Here is an 18,829-nt window from a genome sequence, read left to right as displayed (position 1 = left end):
GCGCGTGCGCGCGCTGGCAGATGTGGCAAATTTTACCGGGGAGGCCATGCCACCCCAGCCGCAAGCTCACTCGAACAGTCGGCGCCCTGTCAGGCGCTCGTGCTCACGCGTTGCAAACCGGTCCGTCATGCCCGCGATGAAGTCCGCAACCGCGCGCGCGCGCACTGGCGCTTCACTCGACAATGCGTGATCGGTGATAGTTGCCTTCATTTCATGCGGGTCGGAGGTGTACACCGCAAACAGGTCACGCACCACCTCTTGTGCGCGCGTGGTGGTTTCCATCACGCGAGGGTGCCGGTACAGGTTTTTGAAAAGAAACTGCTTCAGCTCCTGCGACCCGGTGCGCATCGCGTCGCCAAATTTCACCAATGTAGGCGCCTCGCGCACGGCCTGAGCGTCAAGGGGCGCCAGCTCATCCAATGCTAGTCGCGTGGCATCAATCACGTCATACACCTGCGCACTGAGCATGCGCCGGATGGCCTCATACAGCAGGCGCCTGTGCAGCCGGGGCTCTCCGAGCTCCGGAAATTCCGCCTGCGCCATGACCCTGTAGCGATCGAAAAGCTCCACGTCGCGCAACTGCTCCAACGTGATCAGCCCTGAGCGAACCCCGTCATCAATATCGTGCGCGTTGTACGCAATTTCGTCCGCCAGATTGCACAACTGCGCCTCCAGACTGGGTTGCTCCCGTCGCAAGAATCTGGCCCCTACTCCACCCGGTTCGTCCAGTTCCAATTGCTGCGCGGTTGCCCTGGAACAGTGCTTCAGGATACCTTCCCGCGTCTCAAAGGTCAGATTCAGCCCGTCGTACTGCGGGTAGCGCTCTTCCAGTTTGTCCACCACGCGCAGGCTCTGCAGGTTGTGCTCGAAGCCTCCATACCCTGCCATACAGGCATTCAGTGCGTCCTGCCCGGCGTGCCCGAACGGTGTGTGGCCCAGGTCGTGTGCCAGCGAGATAGCCTCGACGAGGTCCTCATTGATCCGCAATGACCGGGCGATGGAGCGGCCGAGCTGGGCGACCTCCAGCGAGTGGGTCAGCCGCGTCCGAAACAGGTCGCCCTCGTGATTCAGAAACACTTGAGTCTTGTAGACCAGCCGCCTGAACGCCGTCGAATGCACGATACGGTCCCGGTCCCGCTGGTATTCCGTGCGCGTAGGAGCCGGCGTTTCCGCATGGCGGCGACCCCGCGTAGCGCCAGGGTCACAGGCAAACGCTGCAAGTTCAGATATATGAGTCAAAACAGCCGCTAGCGCTTATCCAGCAAGCGCAAATAGCTATAAATATAATAGCAATCCACAGTATTAATGTGGGCCCTATGCACAGCAGGCGTCTATTACTTCACGTACCAGACTATCTGGCGCCGAGCGCACCGCAGCCTTGCCTGGGCCGTCAATCACAACAAAGCGTATTTCGCCAGCTTCGGATTTTTTATCCACACGCATGAGCTCCAGGTACCGGCCCGCATTGTCCGCCGCGTCCAGCACCGGGCCCCGCGTCGGGAGGCCAGCCCGCTCAATGAGCCGCTTGAGGCGGCTTACAAAACTGGCGTCCACCAAACCCAGTCTGAACGAAAGTTCAGCCGCCATCACCATGCCTGCGCCCACACCCTCGCCGTGCAGCCAGGCGCCATAGCCCATGCCCGCCTCGATCGCATGGCCGAAGGTGTGGCCAAAGTTGAGAATGGCCCGCAGGCCGGACTCACGCTCGTCCTGCCCCACCACCCAGGCCTTGATCTCGCAGCTGCGGCGCACCGCATGGGCCAGCGCCGCACGGTCGCGCGCCATCAGGGCATCGATGTTCTGCTCCAGCCAATCGAAAAAGGCCATGTCGTAAATCGGCCCGTACTTGATGACTTCAGCCAGCCCCGCACTCAACTCACGCAGCGGCAGCGTATCGAGCACATCCAGATCGCACACCACCAGCTGCGGCTGGTAGAACGCGCCGACCATGTTCTTGCCCATAGGGTGGTTGATGGCGGTCTTGCCGCCGACGGAGGAGTCCACCTGGGCGAGCAGCGTGGTGGGCACCTGCACGAAAGGTACGCCGCGCATGTAGCAGGCAGCGGCAAAGCCGGTCATGTCGCCGATGACACCGCCGCCGAGGGCGAAGAGGACGGTTTTGCGGTCGCAGTTATTCTGCAGTAAGGCATCGAAAATCAGGTTGAGCGTTTGCCAGTTTTTGTGAGCTTCCCCATCGGGAAGTTGCACTTCATGAATCTGCATGAACCGGCCTAACAAAGCCGCACGTAAGGCGACGCCATACATAGAGGCAACTTGGGGATTACTCACAATGACGGCGGTTCTAGCGGAAGGCGAACTTTCAAAAGCATTGGCGCTCATCAGCAGTCCGTCGCCAATAACTATGCGATAACCACGTTCGCCAAGGTCAATAGCAACCTGTTCGTAAAACTCGGACATTGGATATCTCTACGCTTTCAGAATGTGATGACGATCCCCTTCATGGCGATCTATGAACTTCAAGGGCAGTCGTTTCTTACTATCCGATAAGTCAATCGTACAAGAATAAAAAATCCCCGGACGAGCCGGGGATAGAAAGACCAGCACATGAAGCCCAGCCGCGGCACATCTAAGTACCGGGCAATGGCTCAACTTCTAGGAACAGGCGTTAGCGGGACCCACACCGGCAACTACAGTGATTTGGAATCTCCGCGTTATAGAAGTGCCCCCCTTCTTCGCCGTGACTGCAAATTCATGATTGCCACAATCACCGCCACTTGGTACACCGTTAAGGACACCTGCCGTGCCAGTTGTTGCACTGCTCAACCATCCAGGCAGCCCAGCAAACTCCCACGTGACTCCGCTTGTTGACGTCACGAAAGAATACGCGAAGTTGACTCCCACCGCTGCAGACCCCAGCGAGCAGACTGTATTCCCATTGCAGTCCCCAATAGAAAAATCTTCTGATAGGCCGCCCACAACGTTGAGGGTTATAGTAGCCGTTGCAGATATTTTATTCTTATCCGTCGCTGTCACAGTGGCTCGGTATTCACGTTCCGCAGCATCCAGGCTTACTGTCCCACTCAAGATCCCCGTGCTTGCATCCACAGTCAAACCGGGAGGAAGTCCTACAGCCGACCATGTGAAAGGCGGCAAACCATTTTTGGCCTCCAAGTAAGCAGTAAATGGAACGCCCTTGGTAACGTCTCCGAGATTCACACTCTCGATTGAAGGAGCGATCGTGCGTGCCGCCATTACTTGCACAGGAAGAATCGCATTCATCGGATCGGCGATACCGTTGCTCACGTTGTTATCCGACCGATCCGCCAACATCTCCAAGAAAATCGTCCCAGTCTCAGTGCCACTCAACAGCGAGAAGAGCGCAACCCCGCCAATTGAAGGCAATTGCAGTACGCTACCACTCTGGCTGCCAGCCACTAAGCGAGCTCCTCGAGCGGCGTCTGTACCGGCAAGAATCCGAACTTGTACATTCGACCCTGATGTACTGCCGGTTGGCTGGTTGGCATCGTCCATGACGAATGCCTGAATGGCCATCTGGCTCAGAATACCATTTGGATTTGACCTAGTTCCCAGAATATCATCACGTTGCGCCGCTAAGCGTACACTTGCGGGTTTACCAGTCGCCGCCCCTACGGTAATTTCTACGCTTGCAGCTTTCTGTCGATTGTCGCGAGGGTCTTGAACAGAGCACGTGATGCGAGCATTTCCCGCTTGATCACCTGCATGAAAATGAAACGAATTCCCTCCGGCGTTGGCACCTAACGTAATATTTCGATAGGCATTTGGGATCTTGACCTTCCCACCGTTACCATCATCCACTTCAGTTTCATGCTCGTCTTTTCCATCCAAATAATATAACGCACCCGAATCCAAACCGCCGGCCACATTACAAGCAAAGATATCCTCCCCACCTGGAATAGGCAGATTACCCTTGCGAGCCTCCACATAGAGTGTCGTGGTATACGGCCTGTAAGCCCCAAGTCCGGGTGCAGCTCCAGCGATGTTCAATGGCAACTGATTTTTTTCTGCGCGGAGATTGATACTGTAATGCTCATTCGTTTCACCAGGACTCCCTCCACCACCACCGCATGCAGAAAGCACGACCGCTATCGTCATGAAAAAAATATTTGACCGCTTGACCATGATCACTCCCTATTAGCTAATTTAACGCACTGCCGAACGCTCGGTAAGAACTTTTGGCGTAATAAAAATAAGCATTTCCTGCTTATTCATTTGTTTTGTTTTAGTTTTGAACAAATTTCCCACCGCAGGGATATCACCCAAGAAAGGAACCTTGGCCTCTGCGTTATCCTCGAACAATTCAAATATGCCACCAATTACGACGGTTCCGCCATTCTCAACCAAAACCTGCGTCTTGATATGCTTTGTATTGATGGCACGCACATTCTGCAGAATCTCACCTGGACTGTCCTTATTCACATCAAGATCCAAAATAATGTTGCCTTCAGGTGTAATTTGTGGCAACACTTCAAGCTTCAGAACGGCTTTCTTAAAAGCGATGACCGTGCCTCCATTAGGTGCCGTCACCGGATAGGGGAACTCCGTCCCTTGTTCAATGGAAGCCTTGGTTTGATCAGCAGTCACAACGCGGGGGCTAGACACGATCTTCCCTTTGCCGTCAGCTTCCATTGCCGAAATTTCAAGATTCAAGAATCTGTTAGCTGCGGAATTGAATATGGAAATCGCAAAGCTCGCAGGATCAAAACCACCCTGCGCTTGTGCAGGCAAATTCACGAAGCTTCCGAGCGTATTAGTTGCACCACCCGCACCTGACGACGCGACAGCGTTGCTGTAACTTGTTCCGAACGCGACGCTATTGCCACCGCCAATATTGTATCCGCCAGTTCCACCCCTACTAGCTCTTAGATCAGTTCCTCCCAAGCGCACTCCAAGAGACCGGCCGAAAGTATCAGAAGCCTCGACGATCCTGGCCTCAATCATCACTTGACGAACCGCTACATCGAGGGTCGATAGCAACTGCCGTACTTCTTCTAGTTTGCTGGCCGTATCCGTTACAAACAACTGGTTAGTTCGCGGTTCTGCAATCGCACTTCCTCTCTCAGAAAGGAAGCGGTTCGATGTTCCTGATCCGCCGCTAGAAGCCGTCAGCTGCGCCACCATATCTACAGCTTTGGCGTAATTCATCTGAAATGCCTGCGTTCTCAATGGCTCTAATTTCTGGATTGACAACGCAGCTTCATAGTCCTTCTTGACCCGATCATCAATCTCATCTTTGGGCGCAATCCACAGAACGCTTCCCGACTTGCGCATGCCAAGCCCCTTGGCGTCCATAATAATTTGAAGCGCTTGGTCCCACGGTACATCTTTGAGACGCAGCGTCAATGAACCGGTAACAGTATCAGACGTTACGATATTGAAATCTGTAAAATCTGCAATCACCTGAAGCAAAGAGCGAACTTCGATATTTTGAAAATTAAGCGACAGCTTTTCACCACTGTATCCAGGGCCTTGGGTTAGCTTGTTCAGGTCAACCTTTTTTTGCCGCACTTCTACCACAAACTGGCTATCGCTTTGGTATGCACTGTGTTCCCACTCACCAATTGGCTCAATGGTCATTCGGACCCTGTCACCCTGCTGGATTGTAGTAATCGCCTGTACCGGAGTTCCAAAATCTCCCACATCGAGACGACGTCGCAACCCCTCTGGCAGGCTCGATCGCAGAAAATCCACCACCAAGCCTTTACCTTGCTGGCGTATATCAACACCCACTTGGCTTGAAGGTAACGATACCACTACCCTTCCAGAACCATCAGCTCCGCGCCTGAAATCAACATCTTTGAGCGTCTGAGCGTCTACGCTTGCAGAGTCAGCAAATACCGAAGCCTGAGCCGATTGAACTACCGGAGTTGCGGAAGAAGCCACTCCCAGAGAAATAAACAGAGACTTACCCTGAATTTCTGCTTGGTACGACGTGGCTTGCTTCAAGTTGAGCACAACACGCGAGCGATCACCTGCTTGCACAACACTCACTGTTTTCACATTACCTTGGTTGACGTCGAAGACATTCCTCCCCGATGCATTGGAGGCGCTCGGAAAATCAAGTGCGATTCGCGGAGGTGATTGAATCGAGAATCCAGTGGGCAACGCAGCCAGCGGTTCAGAGAAATCGATGCGAACAACGTCCACACCATTTTGCATACTCCCTGCCACTGACTGAATGAGCGTCTGCGTGTAGCCGGAAATAGGCACCAAAATTGCAATCGAGAACCCGGTCGCGATTCTATAAATTTTGGTCAAGTCGATTTTGAAATATTTCATTTACTGCCCTCTTGCAAATCCAGCGCCGCAGCACGTTCAATCCAATCGCCAGTCGCATCCTGGACAATTTCACGCAACTGAATCGAGTTTTCGGTGATCTTCACGATTTTCCCGTAATTTTGTCCAACGTAATTTCCCACGCGGACTTGATACAGCAACTTATCCACTCTCAGCAACGCTGTTGGAACACCCTTTTTGTCCAGGCTACCGACCATTGCCATGACATCCAACGGATACGCTTCCAGCGGCTCTTTTCGTCGAGCCATTTCCGGAGCAATCAACGCAGCATTCGAGGCCGATTGGTTAGTCTCACGCCTGAGTGCCTGCGTCAACTTGACAGAATTAAACGGCTCTACACCTGACTCCATAGAGTAAGTTTGCGGTAAAAACTGCTTTGGCTCAGATAAAGGGGTCACACGTGGCTTGGTCGTGGCGCGCAAATCCGACATCCATTGGCGCAATTCGTCGTCTCCAGTGGAACCGCATCCGACAACAAGAATCGACATAAAAAATGCTAAAAACAGTTGCATACGCTTCATTTCTTGCCCCCCCGCGTCACTTGCTTCTGGGCTTGTATCTCTTCCGGATCCAAATACCTGAACGTACGGGCAGTTGCCTCCATCGTCAATGTTGAGCCGTCCTTATCCTTAGCCTGGGGAGGAGCGATCGATATGTTGTTAAGCGTTACAATTCGCGACAGATGAGCGATATCGGACGCAAACGAACCCATATCGTGGTATTTTCCGGTAACACGTATCTGAATAGGAAGCTCAGCGTAGTATTCTTTAACGACAACCTGCCCGGGTCGAAACAGCTCGAATTGCAAGCTGCGGCCAAGCCCTGCCTGGTTAATGTCGGAAAGAAGCGCAGCCATCTCGGCTTTACTCGGCAACTGTTTCTCGAGCTGTATAACATACTGCTGCACTTGCTCCCGCTGTCGTTTCAGAGCCTCCAAACTTACCGCTTTAACAAGTTTAGTTTGATAATCTTGTCGGAGAGTTTGTTCTTTTGCCACCTCAGCCTGAAACTCCACCTCATACTCGTTAATCTTTGCGAACCACAACCCCGCAGCAACGCCGACTGCAATAAAAACACAGAGCAGAACTTTTGGCGCAATTGGCCACAAGGACGGGTCTTTAGTGTCAAGATTCCGAAACTGCCTGGAAATATTTTCCTGAACGACAGCGAAATCAATGCTATTTTTTGATTTTTTTGCCATGTTCAATTTCCAGTCGCAACGCTTGCCGCACCCATACTTTTCTGCGCTTCGGCGGTTCTCATCAAACGAAAACGCAGATTAAAGGTCGAGACTCGACGCTGATCTCTCGGCGTGAGTGCGATGTTGCTCGCAACAATCTCTACCAATTCGGGTTTCGACAACCATGGGGTATTGTCAGTAAGATTCCGGAGCATCTCAGACACGCGCTCGTTAGATTGAGCGACGCCTTGCATCGCGATAACTTGCTCCGTCTGTTTGATGCTGGTTACATATGCACCTTCAGGAATCTGCCGCACAAGTTCATTCAACAAGTGGACAGGAAGATTTCGATCGGACTGCAGGTCCTCCACAGCTTTTTGTCGCGCGCGCAAGGCGGCAATTTCATCTTCAATGGTGGCGATTTCCTTGATTTGCCCCTCCAGTACTTTTATCTCGCTCTGCAGAAACGCATTACGCTCCTGTTGATTGGTAATCATCATTTGAAACCACCAATAAACCGCACCAGCAATCGCCAAGCCCACAAGGAACGATGCGAACATCGTTGCCTGAAAAGCCTCTTTGCGACGTTTTCGCGCCGCTTCCCGATGGGGGAGTAAGTTGATGAGTATCACTGCAGGAACCTCCGCATGGCCAAGCCGCACGACGTCAGATACGAAGGAGCCTCACGTACCATTTTCTTCAACCGCACGGAACTTCCGATTTCCATCCCATCAAAGGGATTGACCGCGCTACATGCAAAGCCGGTTTGCTGGGTTACGGCCTCCGTGAGGCCAGGTAATGGTGCCGATCCACCCGCCAGCATGACGTGATCAACACGGTTGTGAGGGGTGCTTGTGAAGAAGAACTGCAATGCACGACCGATTTCCTGGGCCATACTGTCGACAAAAGGACGGAGAACGGCGGACTGATAATCTTCCGGCAGGTCGCCGTTTCTTTTTTTGCTCTCAGCTTCTTCAACGGAGAAGCCGTATTGTCGGACGATCAGTTGCGTCAGCTGGGCGCCGCCAAAAGCCTGATCCCGGTCATACAGCACTTCGTCATTCCGGATGACTTGCATGCTGGTAGTCAAAGCTCCCACTTCAAAGAGAGCAACCATCGCGTCGACGCCCTTCTTTGGCAGCGCTTCTATAAGACGCCCGGCAGCCAAGCGTGATGCATGAGATTCGATGTCTACAACCACCGGCTTCAGGCCTGCTGCCTCAGCAAGCCCTTGGCGATCCTGAACCTTTTCGCGCCGGGACGCAGCTATCAAAACTTCCACGTCACCGGGCGCGTTTTTGCTGGGCCCAATGACACAAAAATCCAGACTCACTTCATCAAGGGAAAACGGGATATATTGGTTTGCTTCGGATTCAACCTGAACCTCCAGCTCCTGCTCCGTCATGCCGCCGGGCAGCGTGATCTTCTTGGTGATGACTGCTGACGGAGGCAATGCCAAGGCAACGTTTTTGGTACGCGTGCCGCTTTTCTTAACGACGCGGCGCAGGGCATCGGCGACTTCGTCGAATTTTTCGATGTTGCCGTCCGTGATCCAACCACGTTCCAGCGGTTCGATCGCACAACGCTCCAACACCAAGCTGCCTGCCTTATCGCGCCCGAGCTCCACCAGCTTCACGCTGGAAGAGCTGATGTCGATTCCCAGCAGCGGCGGAGACTGGCGACTGAACAAAGACCCCATTGAGCTCAAGATTGGTCCCCTGTAACTTGCCAAAATGAGGCAACAAAACTTAACACTTCACATGAATGCTATCAGTAAGATAGTTCTCCGGCAAAGATTTTTCCCCGCGTAACAGTTGTGGAGCGTTGCCAAAAGCAGACGATTTTTAGGGTGTCTGTGGCACCGTTTGATGGCTTTGGAAGACCGTTCGGGTCCCTCCCGTCCGCAAGCCGAGCGATTTTCCGGTCGCCGCATCGAGAGATTTTTATAATGAGCGGTCTTACTCCGGAGCGATATGCCGCCCTCTTCACCCAAGCCTTCCGATCAGCGGGGATCAACACCTGCATCACCACGCCGCAATTGGCTGTTCTGGCTCGGGCGCGCAGTTCTTTGGTTGACGGGCATCACGGCTGCGGCAGCGGTTGCGCTGGCCTTGGCTGTGGCTCTTGCCCTGTCAGTTGCCTACCCCAACCTGCCGGACATCTCTGATCTGGCGGACTATCGTCCCAAGCTGCCCTTGCGAATCTACTCGTCCGAGGGAGCGATGCTGGGGGAATTTGGCGAGGAGCGACGCAACCTCACCCCCATCGGTGAGATCCCGAAAGTCATGAAAGACGCCGTCCTGGCCATTGAGGACGCGAGGTTCTTTCAACACGGAGGCGTGGACTACAAGGGCGTCATTCGCGCAGGACTCGCCAACCTGGGGAGAGTCAAAAGCCAGGGTGCTTCGACGATCACGATGCAAGTTGCGCGGAATGTGTATCTCTCATCCGAAAAAACATTTACTCGCAAAATTTACGAAGTCTTACTGACATTCAAGCTTGAGCATCTGCTGACAAAAGACCAGATTCTCGAGATTTATATGAACCAGATTTTTCTGGGTAACCGTGCTTACGGTTTTTCTGCAGCATCCGAAACTTATTTCGGCAAGCCGCTCAAATCTGTCACCGTCGCCGAGGCGGCGATGCTCGCGGGCCTTCCGAAGGCACCTTCCGCCTACAACCCGATCAGCAACCCCAAGCGCGCGCGCGCACGGCAGCTTCACATCATCGAACGCATGGAGGAAAACGGATTCATCACCGCTGCCCAGGCGGCACAGGCCAAGGACGAGGAACTCAAGATCCGTACCGGGCCAGACAACGCCCGAGTCCATGCCGAGTACGTTGCCGAGATGGCACGCCAGCTGATTTTCGCCCAGTATGGCAATGAGGCGTACACCCGAGGCCTGAACGTATACACGACCCTCAACGCGGCGGAACAAGAGGTCGCGTACGTGGCGCTGCGCAAGGGCATCATGGATTACGAGCGTCGACAACAGTACCGCGGTCCGGAAAAGTTCGTGACCCTGCCCTCCACTCCCCAGGAGGTTGAAGACGCCATTGACGATGCCCTGGCCAACCACCCCGACAACGGAGACGTACTCTCAGCCGTCGTCCTGGAAGCGACGCCGCGCAAGATCGTCGCCGCCCGTGCCAATGGTGACACGCTCGAGATCACCGGTGACGGGCTCAAACCTGCTCAGTCGGGCCTGAGTGACAAGGCGCCCCCCAATATCAAGATTCGACGCGGTGCGGTGATCCGTGTGGTCAAGACGCCCAAGAATACCTGGGAGATCACGCAGCTCCCCGAGGTCGAAGGGGCATTTGTGGCGCTCGATCCACGCACCGGCGCCATCCGGGCCTTGGTGGGTGGCTTTGACTTTGACAAGAACAAGTTCAACCACGCTTCGCAGGCATGGCGCCAGCCGGGATCCAGCTTCAAGCCGTTCATCTACTCCGCGGCCCTGGAAAAAGGCTTTACCCCTGCGACGGTTGTCAACGATGCGCCTCTGTTTTTCGACGCTGGCGTCACCGGGGGGCAGCCCTGGGAACCCAAAAACTATGACGGCAAATACGACGGGCCCATGAGCATGCGCACGGGGCTGGCGAAGTCGAAGAACATGATCTCGATCCGCATCTTGCAGGCCGTAGGCCCCAAGACCGGCCAGCAGTGGGTCTCCAAGTTTGGCTTCGACGCCGACAAACACCCCCCGTTCCTCACGATGGCGCTGGGCGCCGGATCGGTCACGCCACTGCAGCTTGCCACCGGCTATTCGGTGTTTGCCAATGGAGGCTACCGCGTCAACCCCTGGCTGATTGCCAAGGTGACCGATCACAAAGGACGTGTGATCTCGGAGATCACGCCACCTGTGCTCAGCGAACAACCGCGCGCCATTGATGCCCGCAACGCCTTCGTCATGAACAGTCTGCTGCAGGAGGTGACCCGCTCAGGCACTGCTGCGCGCGCGCAGGCCACATTGAAGCGGCCGGACCTGCATGGCAAGACCGGAACCACCAACGATTCGGTGGATGCGTGGTTTGCCGGATACCAGTCCACCATCGCGGCGGTGACCTGGATTGGCTATGACACGCCCCGCAACCTGGGCAGCCGCGAAACCGGTGGCGGCCTTAGCCTGCCGGTGTGGATCCACTTCATGGAGCGCGCCCTCAAGGGCGTACCGGTGAGTGAGCCCACTGTGCCGGCCGGGGTGGTCAATGTAGGTGGCGAATGGTTCTATGAGGAATACGCCCGCAACAGCGGGGTTTCCAGTCTGGGCCTGGACGACCGCTCGGCCCCTGCGGCCGTATCACCCTCCGCACCACCGCCGCCGGAAGAGAGAAGCCGCATTCTCGATCTGTTCAGAAATTAAGCGCTGTAGCGGGTGGCGCTCTGCGCACTTGGCCGCTCGCCCCGCCCCCACTCAGGCAACAAACTGCAGGGGTATGCCCGCCTGAACTGTGGCATCGCGGCTGAGGCAATCAAAGAACTCCCCGGCGCCTTTGGTGTCCTGCCACTGCTGTCCGTCAAAGCGGTAGTGATACCCGCCGGACCGCGCGGCCATCCAGACCTCGTGCAGCGGCTTTTGCAGATTGATCACGATCTGGCTGCGGTTGGGAAACGTCAACGTCACCATGCCCCCGGAACGCTGGGCATCCACGTCGGCATCGGTTGCGTCGTTGATGCGATCGCAACTGCGTTCGACGGCCAAAAGCAGTTTTTCTGCGTGATCCATGAATTCGAGGTCGGTCATTACAATTTGCGCATGTTGAAAGCTCCCCAAATTCTAGTCAGGACGGTTGTCCTTGCTGCCAGCGCGGCGGCATTTAACGGTTGCGGTCAACGGGGGCCTTTGTATTTGCCGGCAGGCCCAGAGGCCGCACAGCGCGCCACACTGCCGCAGACCCTGACACCGGGCGCCAAAACCGCCGACGCTCCTGCACCGGCATCCGCCACGGCTGCTTCGGTGGCACGCTGACACGTTGCGGTGGGCTGCATCGGGCCAGCAGCTGCACCAAACACCACTCGCTTGATTTCTATCAAGCAGAAAACGCAAGGGCAATCGTAGAGTCACTGCTTTATTGCTCTGCAGGATGGCCATGGCCCTGGAACTCTACCGAGACAAGAATCACGCTTGTCTGATGTTCACTGATCTCATCGAAGAAGACGGTCTGGCCGTACAGGCCAACCAGTTCCTGATTGTGGACGACGACACGGGCGCGATCATCGATCCCGGCGGCAACCTTGCCTTCAACGAACTGTTCATGGGAATGACCAAGCATTTCCCGCCGCACAAGCTGTCGTACCTGATCGCGTCACACGCGGATCCGGACATCATCGCCTCGCTGGACCGCTGGATGACCAGCACCAAGGCAGACCTCGTCATCTCCCGCGTGTGGGAGCGTTTCGCCCCCCATTTCACCAAGGTGGGCAAGACGGAAAACCGGGTCATCGGCGTGCCTGACAGCGGCGGCCACCTGCCCCTGGGCCGCCATGAGCTGGTGCTGCTGCCCGCACACTTCATGCATTCGGAAGGAAACTTCCATTTTTATGACCCCGTGAGCCGCATTCTCTTCACCGGTGATCTGGGGGTGTCCATGATGTCGGGCGCCGAAGCCCGCGTGCCCGTAACGGACCTGAAGGCCCACATCCCGCGCATGGAGGGTTTTCACCGGCGCTACATGGTTTCCAACAAGATCCTGCGCCTTTGGGTGCGGATGGCGCGACAGCTGGACATTTCCATGCTGGTACCGCAGCACGGAGCGCCGATCATGGGCAAGCAGGCCATCCAGGACTTTTTTGCGTGGATCGAGAACCTGATGTGCGGCATTGATCTTTTCGACGACCGGGCCTACCAGGTGCCGACGGCCCACATTGACCCCGTCACGCGCCAGATGCGTCCCGCCCTGCGCGCAGTCAACGCCTGAAATAAGCATCAGAACAGGCCCCAGCGCTTACCCATCAAGCGCTAACAGCTATTATTTTAATAGCAGTTCTGATTGCAGTCACTGGGACGCGGAACGCGCTGCAAGCACCGGCAGACGGCGAAGCCGCTGCCATGCGCGCCAGCCCAGCAGGGCGCCGAGGATGGCGGCATACACAGCCACTTCCTCAAAATCGTTCTTGCCGGCACGCATCCAGAAGAAATGCAGCAGCGCCAGGCCAGCCACCGCATACACACTGCGGTGCAGCGCCTGCCAGCGTTTGCCCCCCATGGCCTTGATGGCGCGGTTGAATGAGGTCGCGGCAAGCACCCCCAGCAGCAGCAGCGCCAGCGAGCCCACCAGTATGAAGGGGCGTTTGATGATGTCGCGCACGATGTCGGCAACCACCAACCCCATGTCGAACCATGCGTAGCTCAGCAAGTGGAGCAGGCCGTAAAAGAAAACGAACAGGCCCAGCATGCGCCGAAAGCGCGCCAGTTGTGGTGTGGCCGTCAGCACGCGCAACGGCGTAACGGCCAGCACCAGACACAGGGCACGCAACGTCCAGTCGCCCGTCGCGCGGATCAATGCCTCTGCGGGATTGGCGCCCAAGGCGTTGAACAACGCGGCATATACCAGCCACGCCAGCGGCAGCAGACACAACACAAAGACCAGCGGTTTGGCCGCCGGATGGAGCAGGATTTTTCGCATGGCGATTGGGTTGCTTCACACCCAGTTCGGCGCGGGAGTGCGCGCAGCCGGGGGCGCCGACACCGCTCAGTAGAACTTCTTGAGGTCCATGCCGGCGTAAAGTTGCCCCACCTGGGCTTCATATCCGTTGAATATCAGTGTCTTGCGCTTCTTGGCAAACAGGCCGTCCTCACCGATGCGTCGCTCGGTGGCCTGGCTCCAGCGGGGGTGGTCCACCTCGGGGTTCACGTTGGAGTAAAAGCCGTACTCCTGCCGTGCCGCCTTGTTCCACGCCGTGCCGGGCTCTTTTTCGACAAAACGGATCTTGACGATGCTCTTGGCGCTTTTGAAGCCGTACTTCCACGGCACCACCAGGCGCACGGGCGCGCCGTTCTGGTTGGGCAGCACCTCGCCATACATGCCAAAGGCCAGCAAGGTCAGCGGGTGCATGGCTTCGTCCATGCGCAGACCTTCCACGTAGGGCCAGTCCAGCACGCGCGAGCCCACGTAGGGCATGGTGGCCTTGTCGGCCAGCGTCACAAATTCGACGTATTTGGCGCTGCCCTGGGGTTCCACGCGCCTGATCAGCTCGGCCAGCGAGTAGCCTACCCAGGGGATGACCATGGACCAGCCCTCCACACAGCGCAGGCGGTAGATACGTTCCTCCTGCGCGCTGAGCTTGATCAGGTCTTCGATGCCGTATTTGCCAGGCTTCTTGACCAGGCCCTCAACCTCCACCGTCCATGGCGTGGTCTTGAGCGTGTGCGCGTTGCGGGCGGGGTCGGCCTTGTCAGTGCCAAACTCGTAGAAATTGTTGTAGGTGCTCGCGTCCTTGTAGTCGGTGAGCTTCTCCATCGACATCGCGCCAGCCACCCCAGATTTCGCCCCCGGCAGCGCCGCCAGCTTGCCGGGCCGCGGCACCGCCGCCTGCTGCGCAAGTGCCTCGCGCCCAGCCCATGCCGCCATGGCGGCACCCGCCGCACCGCCTGCCATCAGCCTGAGCATCTGGCGGCGGTCTTCGTAGACCGCACGCGGCGTGATTTCAGAGGAGTGTGGGTGGTTGAAACCCGAATCGCGCGATGGGATCAGCATGGGTGGCTCCGGTCATTCTGGTTGAAACAGCTGCAGCGGTAGAGAAGTACAACTGTGAGTTCGTTCCATAGACTCTTCAGGTTACACCGAAGACGCAATAGTTGCTGACCTGCGGCTGATCATCCGCGGCAGGGTTGCGGGCTCAGAGCGTGCCGTAGCTGTGCAGTCCACTCAGGAACATGTTGACACCCAGGAAGGCAAAAGTGGTAACCGCCAGACCCACCAGCGCCCACCACGCCGAGACCGTGCCACGCAGGCCCTTCATCAGGCGCATGTGCAGCCAGGCCGCATAGTTGAGCCAGACAATCAGCGCCCAGGTTTCCTTGGGGTCCCAGCTCCAGTAGCCACCCCAGGCTTCGGCGGCCCACAGCGCACCGAGCACCGTGGCGATGGTGAAGAACGCAAACCCCACCGCGATGGACTTGTACATCACATCGTCCAGAACCTCGAAGGACGGCAGCCGCTCGCCAATGCGCTTGCGTCCCATCAGGATGCCCGCCACGATCAGCGCGGAGATGCCGAAATACACCATCCAGTAGCTGCTGCCGCCATCGCTTGCGCCCTGGCGGAAGACGATGGGCTCGAAACACAGCACCACGCCCAGCAACCACAGCGGGGCGAGCTTGTACCAGCGCGTCTCGGACGCCTGCTGCTTGACGAGGTAGGCAAACGCCACCATCGCAGCCAGGGCAAAGGTGCCATAACCGATGAAATTGGCGGGCACGTGCAGCTTCATCCACCAGCTTTTCAGGGCCGGTACCAGCGGCTGAATCTCGTGGGCCTCGCGCACCACGGTGTACCACAGCAGAAAACCCACGGCCGCGCTGACCACCAGCATCACAAACCCACCCAGCGCACGCGTGTCGTACTGCTGTTCGTAATACAGGTAGAAGGCTGCCGTCATCCAGCAGAACATCACGAAAACCTCATACAGGTTGCTCACCGGGATGTGGCCGATGTCCGGGCCGATGAGGTAACTCTCGTACCAGCGCACCAGCGTGCCGATGAGCGCCATGGCCACCGCCACCCAGGCAATGCGGGAACCGATCAGGCTCATGGTGCGGCCTTCGCCACGAGAAAACATGCCGATCCAGTAGAACGCGGTGCTCATGAAGAACAGCATGCTCATCCACAGAATGGCGGACTGGCTTGACAAAAAGTACTTGAGGCCGAACACCGTGTCGGCCCGCGCAAGGCTGCCCGCACCGTCCTGCTGGTACAGACCGATGGCCAGCAGCGCCGCGGCCGCCACGATGAGCAGCAGGGCCCGCAACGGGCGCCAGAACCAGCAAAGCCAGATGGTGCAGGGAATGGTGCCGAGCAGAATGCCCTTTTCATACACATCCATGAAGCTGCCGTAGCGCTGCAGCGCATACAGCCCGCCCACCACCACGATGGCCGCAAACAGCCAGTCGAACCAGTTGCGCCGGGCAAAAAAACCCTCGTTCAGCGTGATGGTGGTGGGGGTGGTTGACGTGGTAGTGGCGGTGTTCATGCTTTGCCTTCGCGGGGCGCTGCCCCGATCAATTTCCGTGCGAGCTCTACAAACTCCTGGTCGCCGTCCATGGTCTTGCGGTTGGTGGAAAGCGCCATGGTGGCGTGCGTGCGGCCCTCCTGCGGCGCGAGCCAGACCCAGACGCGCCGCTCGCGCACATAGAGCATCGCGAAAATGCCCAGGATGAGCAAGGCGCAGCCCAGATAAACAATGTTTCTGCCAGGGGCACGTGCCACCTGGAACACGCTGGCCTGCACCTGCGTGAAATCCTTGAGCTCGAACGCCAGCGGCGCGGGGTAAATCTGAGCGTCGCTGAGCGACAGCACGGCCTGGGTCATGAAACCCTGGGTCTGGTCGTCCTGCGGCAAAGGTGGCAGCCCCGCACGCTGGCGCGAGAGCTGGGCTACCTCGAACAGGGTGCCGTTCAGAATGCGCACCAGCACCTCGCCAGCACGCTCACGTTCGGCCTCGGGCACGTTGGCCTCCATGAAATCAGACACCGCCTGCAGCCCGCCAGTCGGCTTGCCATCCACCATGCCCTGGCCCGCGAACAGGGCCAGCGCACGCGATGCAGACTGCTGCAACTGCTCGGCCAGGTCGGGCCGCGACGGCTCGATCGCCTGCGAGACATAGCGGCGCACGGCCGCTTCGCGCGACGCGGGATCGGCCAGCAGGGCCTTCATGCCCAGAAAGCCGTCCATGCTGCCTTTGTCATCCGCAGGCACGCGCAGGTAGCGAAACGGCTCGGAAGGCGTCTCCCGCACGCCGAGCAAAAACACGGGCACGCCGTCGCCCGTGTCGACCGGCAGCATGTAGTTGTGAAACTCGCGCGCCTGGCCGGCCGCGTCGCGCAGCTTATAGCTCACGCTGGGGCCCACGTTGCGGAGTTCCTTTTTGGTGACCGTCTTGTTGGCCGCCCCCAGGCGCGACTCGACGGACTGGCGCAGGTCCACCTTGCGCACGTCTGCGCCGGAACTGCTGGTGCCTGCGTCTGCAAAGTTCTCCACATTGATGGTGCGCAGCGCCGTGAACTCCAGCGTCAGCGTATCGCTGCCCGGCCCACCGCCGTTATTGGTGAGCTGGGTCGAGTTGCCCACCACGCCTTCCACATCGATGAATCTGGCCCCCGGCACCATGGGCACGCCGCGCAGCTTGAGGTGCGAGCCGCCATCGTCAAAGCTCGACTGGTAGATCTCGATGCCTTTGTAGCTGGCCGGGTGGTTCACTTCCACGCGGGCAGGCGTCTTCTCGCCGGTGGCCTTGTCGTGGATGACGATCTCGCTGGCAAAGAGCTTGGGCATGCCGGTGGAGTAGTGCTCGACGATGAATTTCTTGAGCTCGATCGCAAACGGCAGGTCCTGCAGCAGCACACCGTCGGACTGGTTGAGGATGGCGGTGCTGGACTGAGTGCCCTCGGCCACCAGCAGGTTGCCGCGGAAGGTGGGGTTGCGTTCGGACAGGCGGTGTTCGGGCTTCACATCGGCAATCAGCCCGCCGCCGGTGTAAACGGACTTGCCACCGAGCAGCATCTGCGCACGCACGATGAGATCGCCATCCAGCAGTCCGCCCACGCACACCAGCACGATGGCGCTGTGGGCCGCGATGTAACCGAGCTTGTTGGCTGCGCCCGCCTTGGCCGCCACCATCCAGCCGGTGCCGGGGCCGGCCGCGGTGTCCCGCTGCTGCAGGCGCACCTTCCAGCCGCCACCCGCCATCATCGTGCCGATGCGGCGCGCCTCGGCCTCAGCGCTCAGGGGCAGTTCGGCCTCGGCCTTGTGGTGGAACGCCTTGAGACTCTGCTCGCGGATGTTTTCCTTATAGGCCTTGAGGTCGACCAGGATCTTGGGGGTGTTGCGGGCAATGCACAGCGAGGTGCTGATCACCAGGAACGCCAGAATCAGCAAAAACCACCAGGCGCTGTACACCGCATTGAGCTGGATGGCGGCGAACAGTTCGGCCCAGAAGGGGCCAAACTGGTTGACGTAATTGACGGCAGGTTCGTGCTGCTTGAGCACCGTACCAATGACCGAGGCGATGCAGATGACCGTCAGCAGCGAAATGGCAAACCGCATCGACGACAGCAGTTCGATCGCGGCGCGCCACGCCTGGGAACCAGACTGGACACGAAGGCCTTGGGTGTTGTCGGACATGGATGA

At 57.7% G+C, this 18,829-nt stretch carries 16 protein-coding genes; 3 read left to right on the top strand and 13 right to left on the bottom strand.

Annotated elements, in window-relative coordinates; all coding sequences use genetic code 11:
* Positions 1-66: 66 nt before the first annotated feature.
* From AAFF19_RS05660 to AAFF19_RS05625, 8 genes are all read right to left on the bottom strand, one after another.
* On the bottom strand, positions 67-1,239 hold the full coding sequence (locus AAFF19_RS05660; protein WP_342721477.1) for a deoxyguanosinetriphosphate triphosphohydrolase: 1,173 nt from the start codon (positions 1,237-1,239) through the stop codon (positions 67-69).
* A 75-nt stretch (positions 1,240-1,314) separates the two neighbouring features.
* Positions 1,315-2,418 carry a 3-dehydroquinate synthase gene (gene aroB, locus AAFF19_RS05655; RefSeq protein ID WP_182118205.1) on the bottom strand — a complete coding sequence of 368 codons (1,104 nt, stop codon included), beginning with the start codon at positions 2,416-2,418 and terminating at the stop codon, positions 1,315-1,317.
* A gap of 195 nt (positions 2,419-2,613) precedes the next feature.
* Positions 2,614-4,122, bottom strand: coding sequence for a putative Ig domain-containing protein (locus AAFF19_RS05650; protein WP_182118204.1), 1,509 nt, complete (start codon positions 4,120-4,122; stop codon positions 2,614-2,616).
* Positions 4,123-4,143: 21 nt separating this feature from the next.
* Positions 4,144-6,279: a type IV pilus secretin PilQ gene (locus AAFF19_RS05645; protein ID WP_342721476.1), complete on the bottom strand. Its 2,136-nt coding sequence runs from the start codon at positions 6,277-6,279 to the stop codon at positions 4,144-4,146.
* Positions 6,276-6,818: a pilus assembly protein PilP gene (locus AAFF19_RS05640; RefSeq protein WP_342721475.1), complete on the bottom strand. Its 543-nt coding sequence runs from the start codon at positions 6,816-6,818 to the stop codon at positions 6,276-6,278. The genes AAFF19_RS05645 and AAFF19_RS05640 overlap by 4 nt, the downstream gene beginning before the upstream one ends.
* Positions 6,815-7,498 (bottom strand): type 4a pilus biogenesis protein PilO, encoded by a 684-nt coding sequence (locus tag AAFF19_RS05635; protein WP_342721474.1) that lies wholly within the window; start codon positions 7,496-7,498, stop codon positions 6,815-6,817. Before AAFF19_RS05635 ends, AAFF19_RS05640 begins: the two co-directional genes overlap by 4 nt.
* Positions 7,499-7,500: 2 nt before the next feature.
* The gene (locus tag AAFF19_RS05630) at positions 7,501-8,109 is read right to left on the bottom strand and encodes a PilN domain-containing protein (protein ID WP_034694275.1); all 609 of its coding nucleotides are present in this window, start codon (positions 8,107-8,109) and stop codon (positions 7,501-7,503) included.
* On the bottom strand, positions 8,106-9,185 hold the full coding sequence (locus AAFF19_RS05625) for a pilus assembly protein PilM (RefSeq protein ID WP_008905216.1): 1,080 nt from the start codon (positions 9,183-9,185) through the stop codon (positions 8,106-8,108). The genes AAFF19_RS05630 and AAFF19_RS05625 overlap by 4 nt, the downstream gene beginning before the upstream one ends.
* A gap of 265 nt (positions 9,186-9,450) precedes the next feature.
* On the opposite strand from AAFF19_RS05625, the gene AAFF19_RS05620 reads away from it, so the two are divergent.
* Positions 9,451-11,844: a penicillin-binding protein 1A gene (locus AAFF19_RS05620; RefSeq protein WP_342721473.1), complete on the top strand. Its 2,394-nt coding sequence runs from the start codon at positions 9,451-9,453 to the stop codon at positions 11,842-11,844.
* A 51-nt stretch (positions 11,845-11,895) separates the two neighbouring features.
* Here the strand turns inward: AAFF19_RS05620 and cyaY are convergent, their stop codons facing one another.
* Positions 11,896-12,225, bottom strand: coding sequence for an iron donor protein CyaY (cyaY, locus tag AAFF19_RS05615; protein WP_008905218.1), 330 nt, complete (start codon positions 12,223-12,225; stop codon positions 11,896-11,898).
* Positions 12,226-12,237: 12 nt separating this feature from the next.
* Here cyaY and AAFF19_RS05610 point away from each other — a divergent pair, with 12 nt between their 5' ends.
* Together AAFF19_RS05610 and AAFF19_RS05605 are read left to right on the top strand one after the other, a co-directional pair.
* On the top strand, positions 12,238-12,450 hold the full coding sequence (locus tag AAFF19_RS05610; protein WP_034694280.1) for a lipoprotein: 213 nt from the start codon (positions 12,238-12,240) through the stop codon (positions 12,448-12,450).
* A 121-nt stretch (positions 12,451-12,571) separates the two neighbouring features.
* Positions 12,572-13,399 (top strand): MBL fold metallo-hydrolase, encoded by an 828-nt coding sequence (locus AAFF19_RS05605; RefSeq protein WP_034694384.1) that lies wholly within the window; start codon positions 12,572-12,574, stop codon positions 13,397-13,399.
* 78 nt (positions 13,400-13,477) lie between these two features.
* On the opposite strand, the gene AAFF19_RS05600 is transcribed toward AAFF19_RS05605, so the two are convergent.
* The 4 genes from AAFF19_RS05600 to AAFF19_RS05585 all read right to left on the bottom strand — a co-directional run bounded on the left by AAFF19_RS05600 (position 13,478) and on the right by AAFF19_RS05585 (position 18,823).
* Positions 13,478-14,107, bottom strand: a complete 630-nt coding sequence (locus tag AAFF19_RS05600) for a protein-methionine-sulfoxide reductase heme-binding subunit MsrQ (RefSeq protein ID WP_008905220.1) — start codon at positions 14,105-14,107, stop codon at positions 13,478-13,480.
* Positions 14,108-14,173: 66 nt separating this feature from the next.
* On the bottom strand, positions 14,174-15,178 hold the full coding sequence (gene msrP, locus AAFF19_RS05595) for a protein-methionine-sulfoxide reductase catalytic subunit MsrP (protein ID WP_182118197.1): 1,005 nt from the start codon (positions 15,176-15,178) through the stop codon (positions 14,174-14,176).
* A gap of 142 nt (positions 15,179-15,320) precedes the next feature.
* The gene (gene ccsB, locus AAFF19_RS05590; RefSeq protein ID WP_008905222.1) at positions 15,321-16,673 is read right to left on the bottom strand and encodes a c-type cytochrome biogenesis protein CcsB; all 1,353 of its coding nucleotides are present in this window, start codon (positions 16,671-16,673) and stop codon (positions 15,321-15,323) included.
* Positions 16,670-18,823: a cytochrome c biogenesis protein ResB gene (locus tag AAFF19_RS05585; RefSeq protein ID WP_182118196.1), complete on the bottom strand. Its 2,154-nt coding sequence runs from the start codon at positions 18,821-18,823 to the stop codon at positions 16,670-16,672. Before AAFF19_RS05585 ends, ccsB begins: the two co-directional genes overlap by 4 nt.
* Positions 18,824-18,829 lie beyond the last annotated feature (6 nt).

Origin of the sequence: Acidovorax sp. FHTAMBA (genome assembly GCF_038958875.1) — a bacterium.
GTDB lineage: Bacteria > Pseudomonadota > Gammaproteobacteria > Burkholderiales > Burkholderiaceae_C > Acidovorax.
Note: the sequence above shows the minus strand (reverse complement) of the source record. Positions and strands in the feature narration are given on the sequence as shown.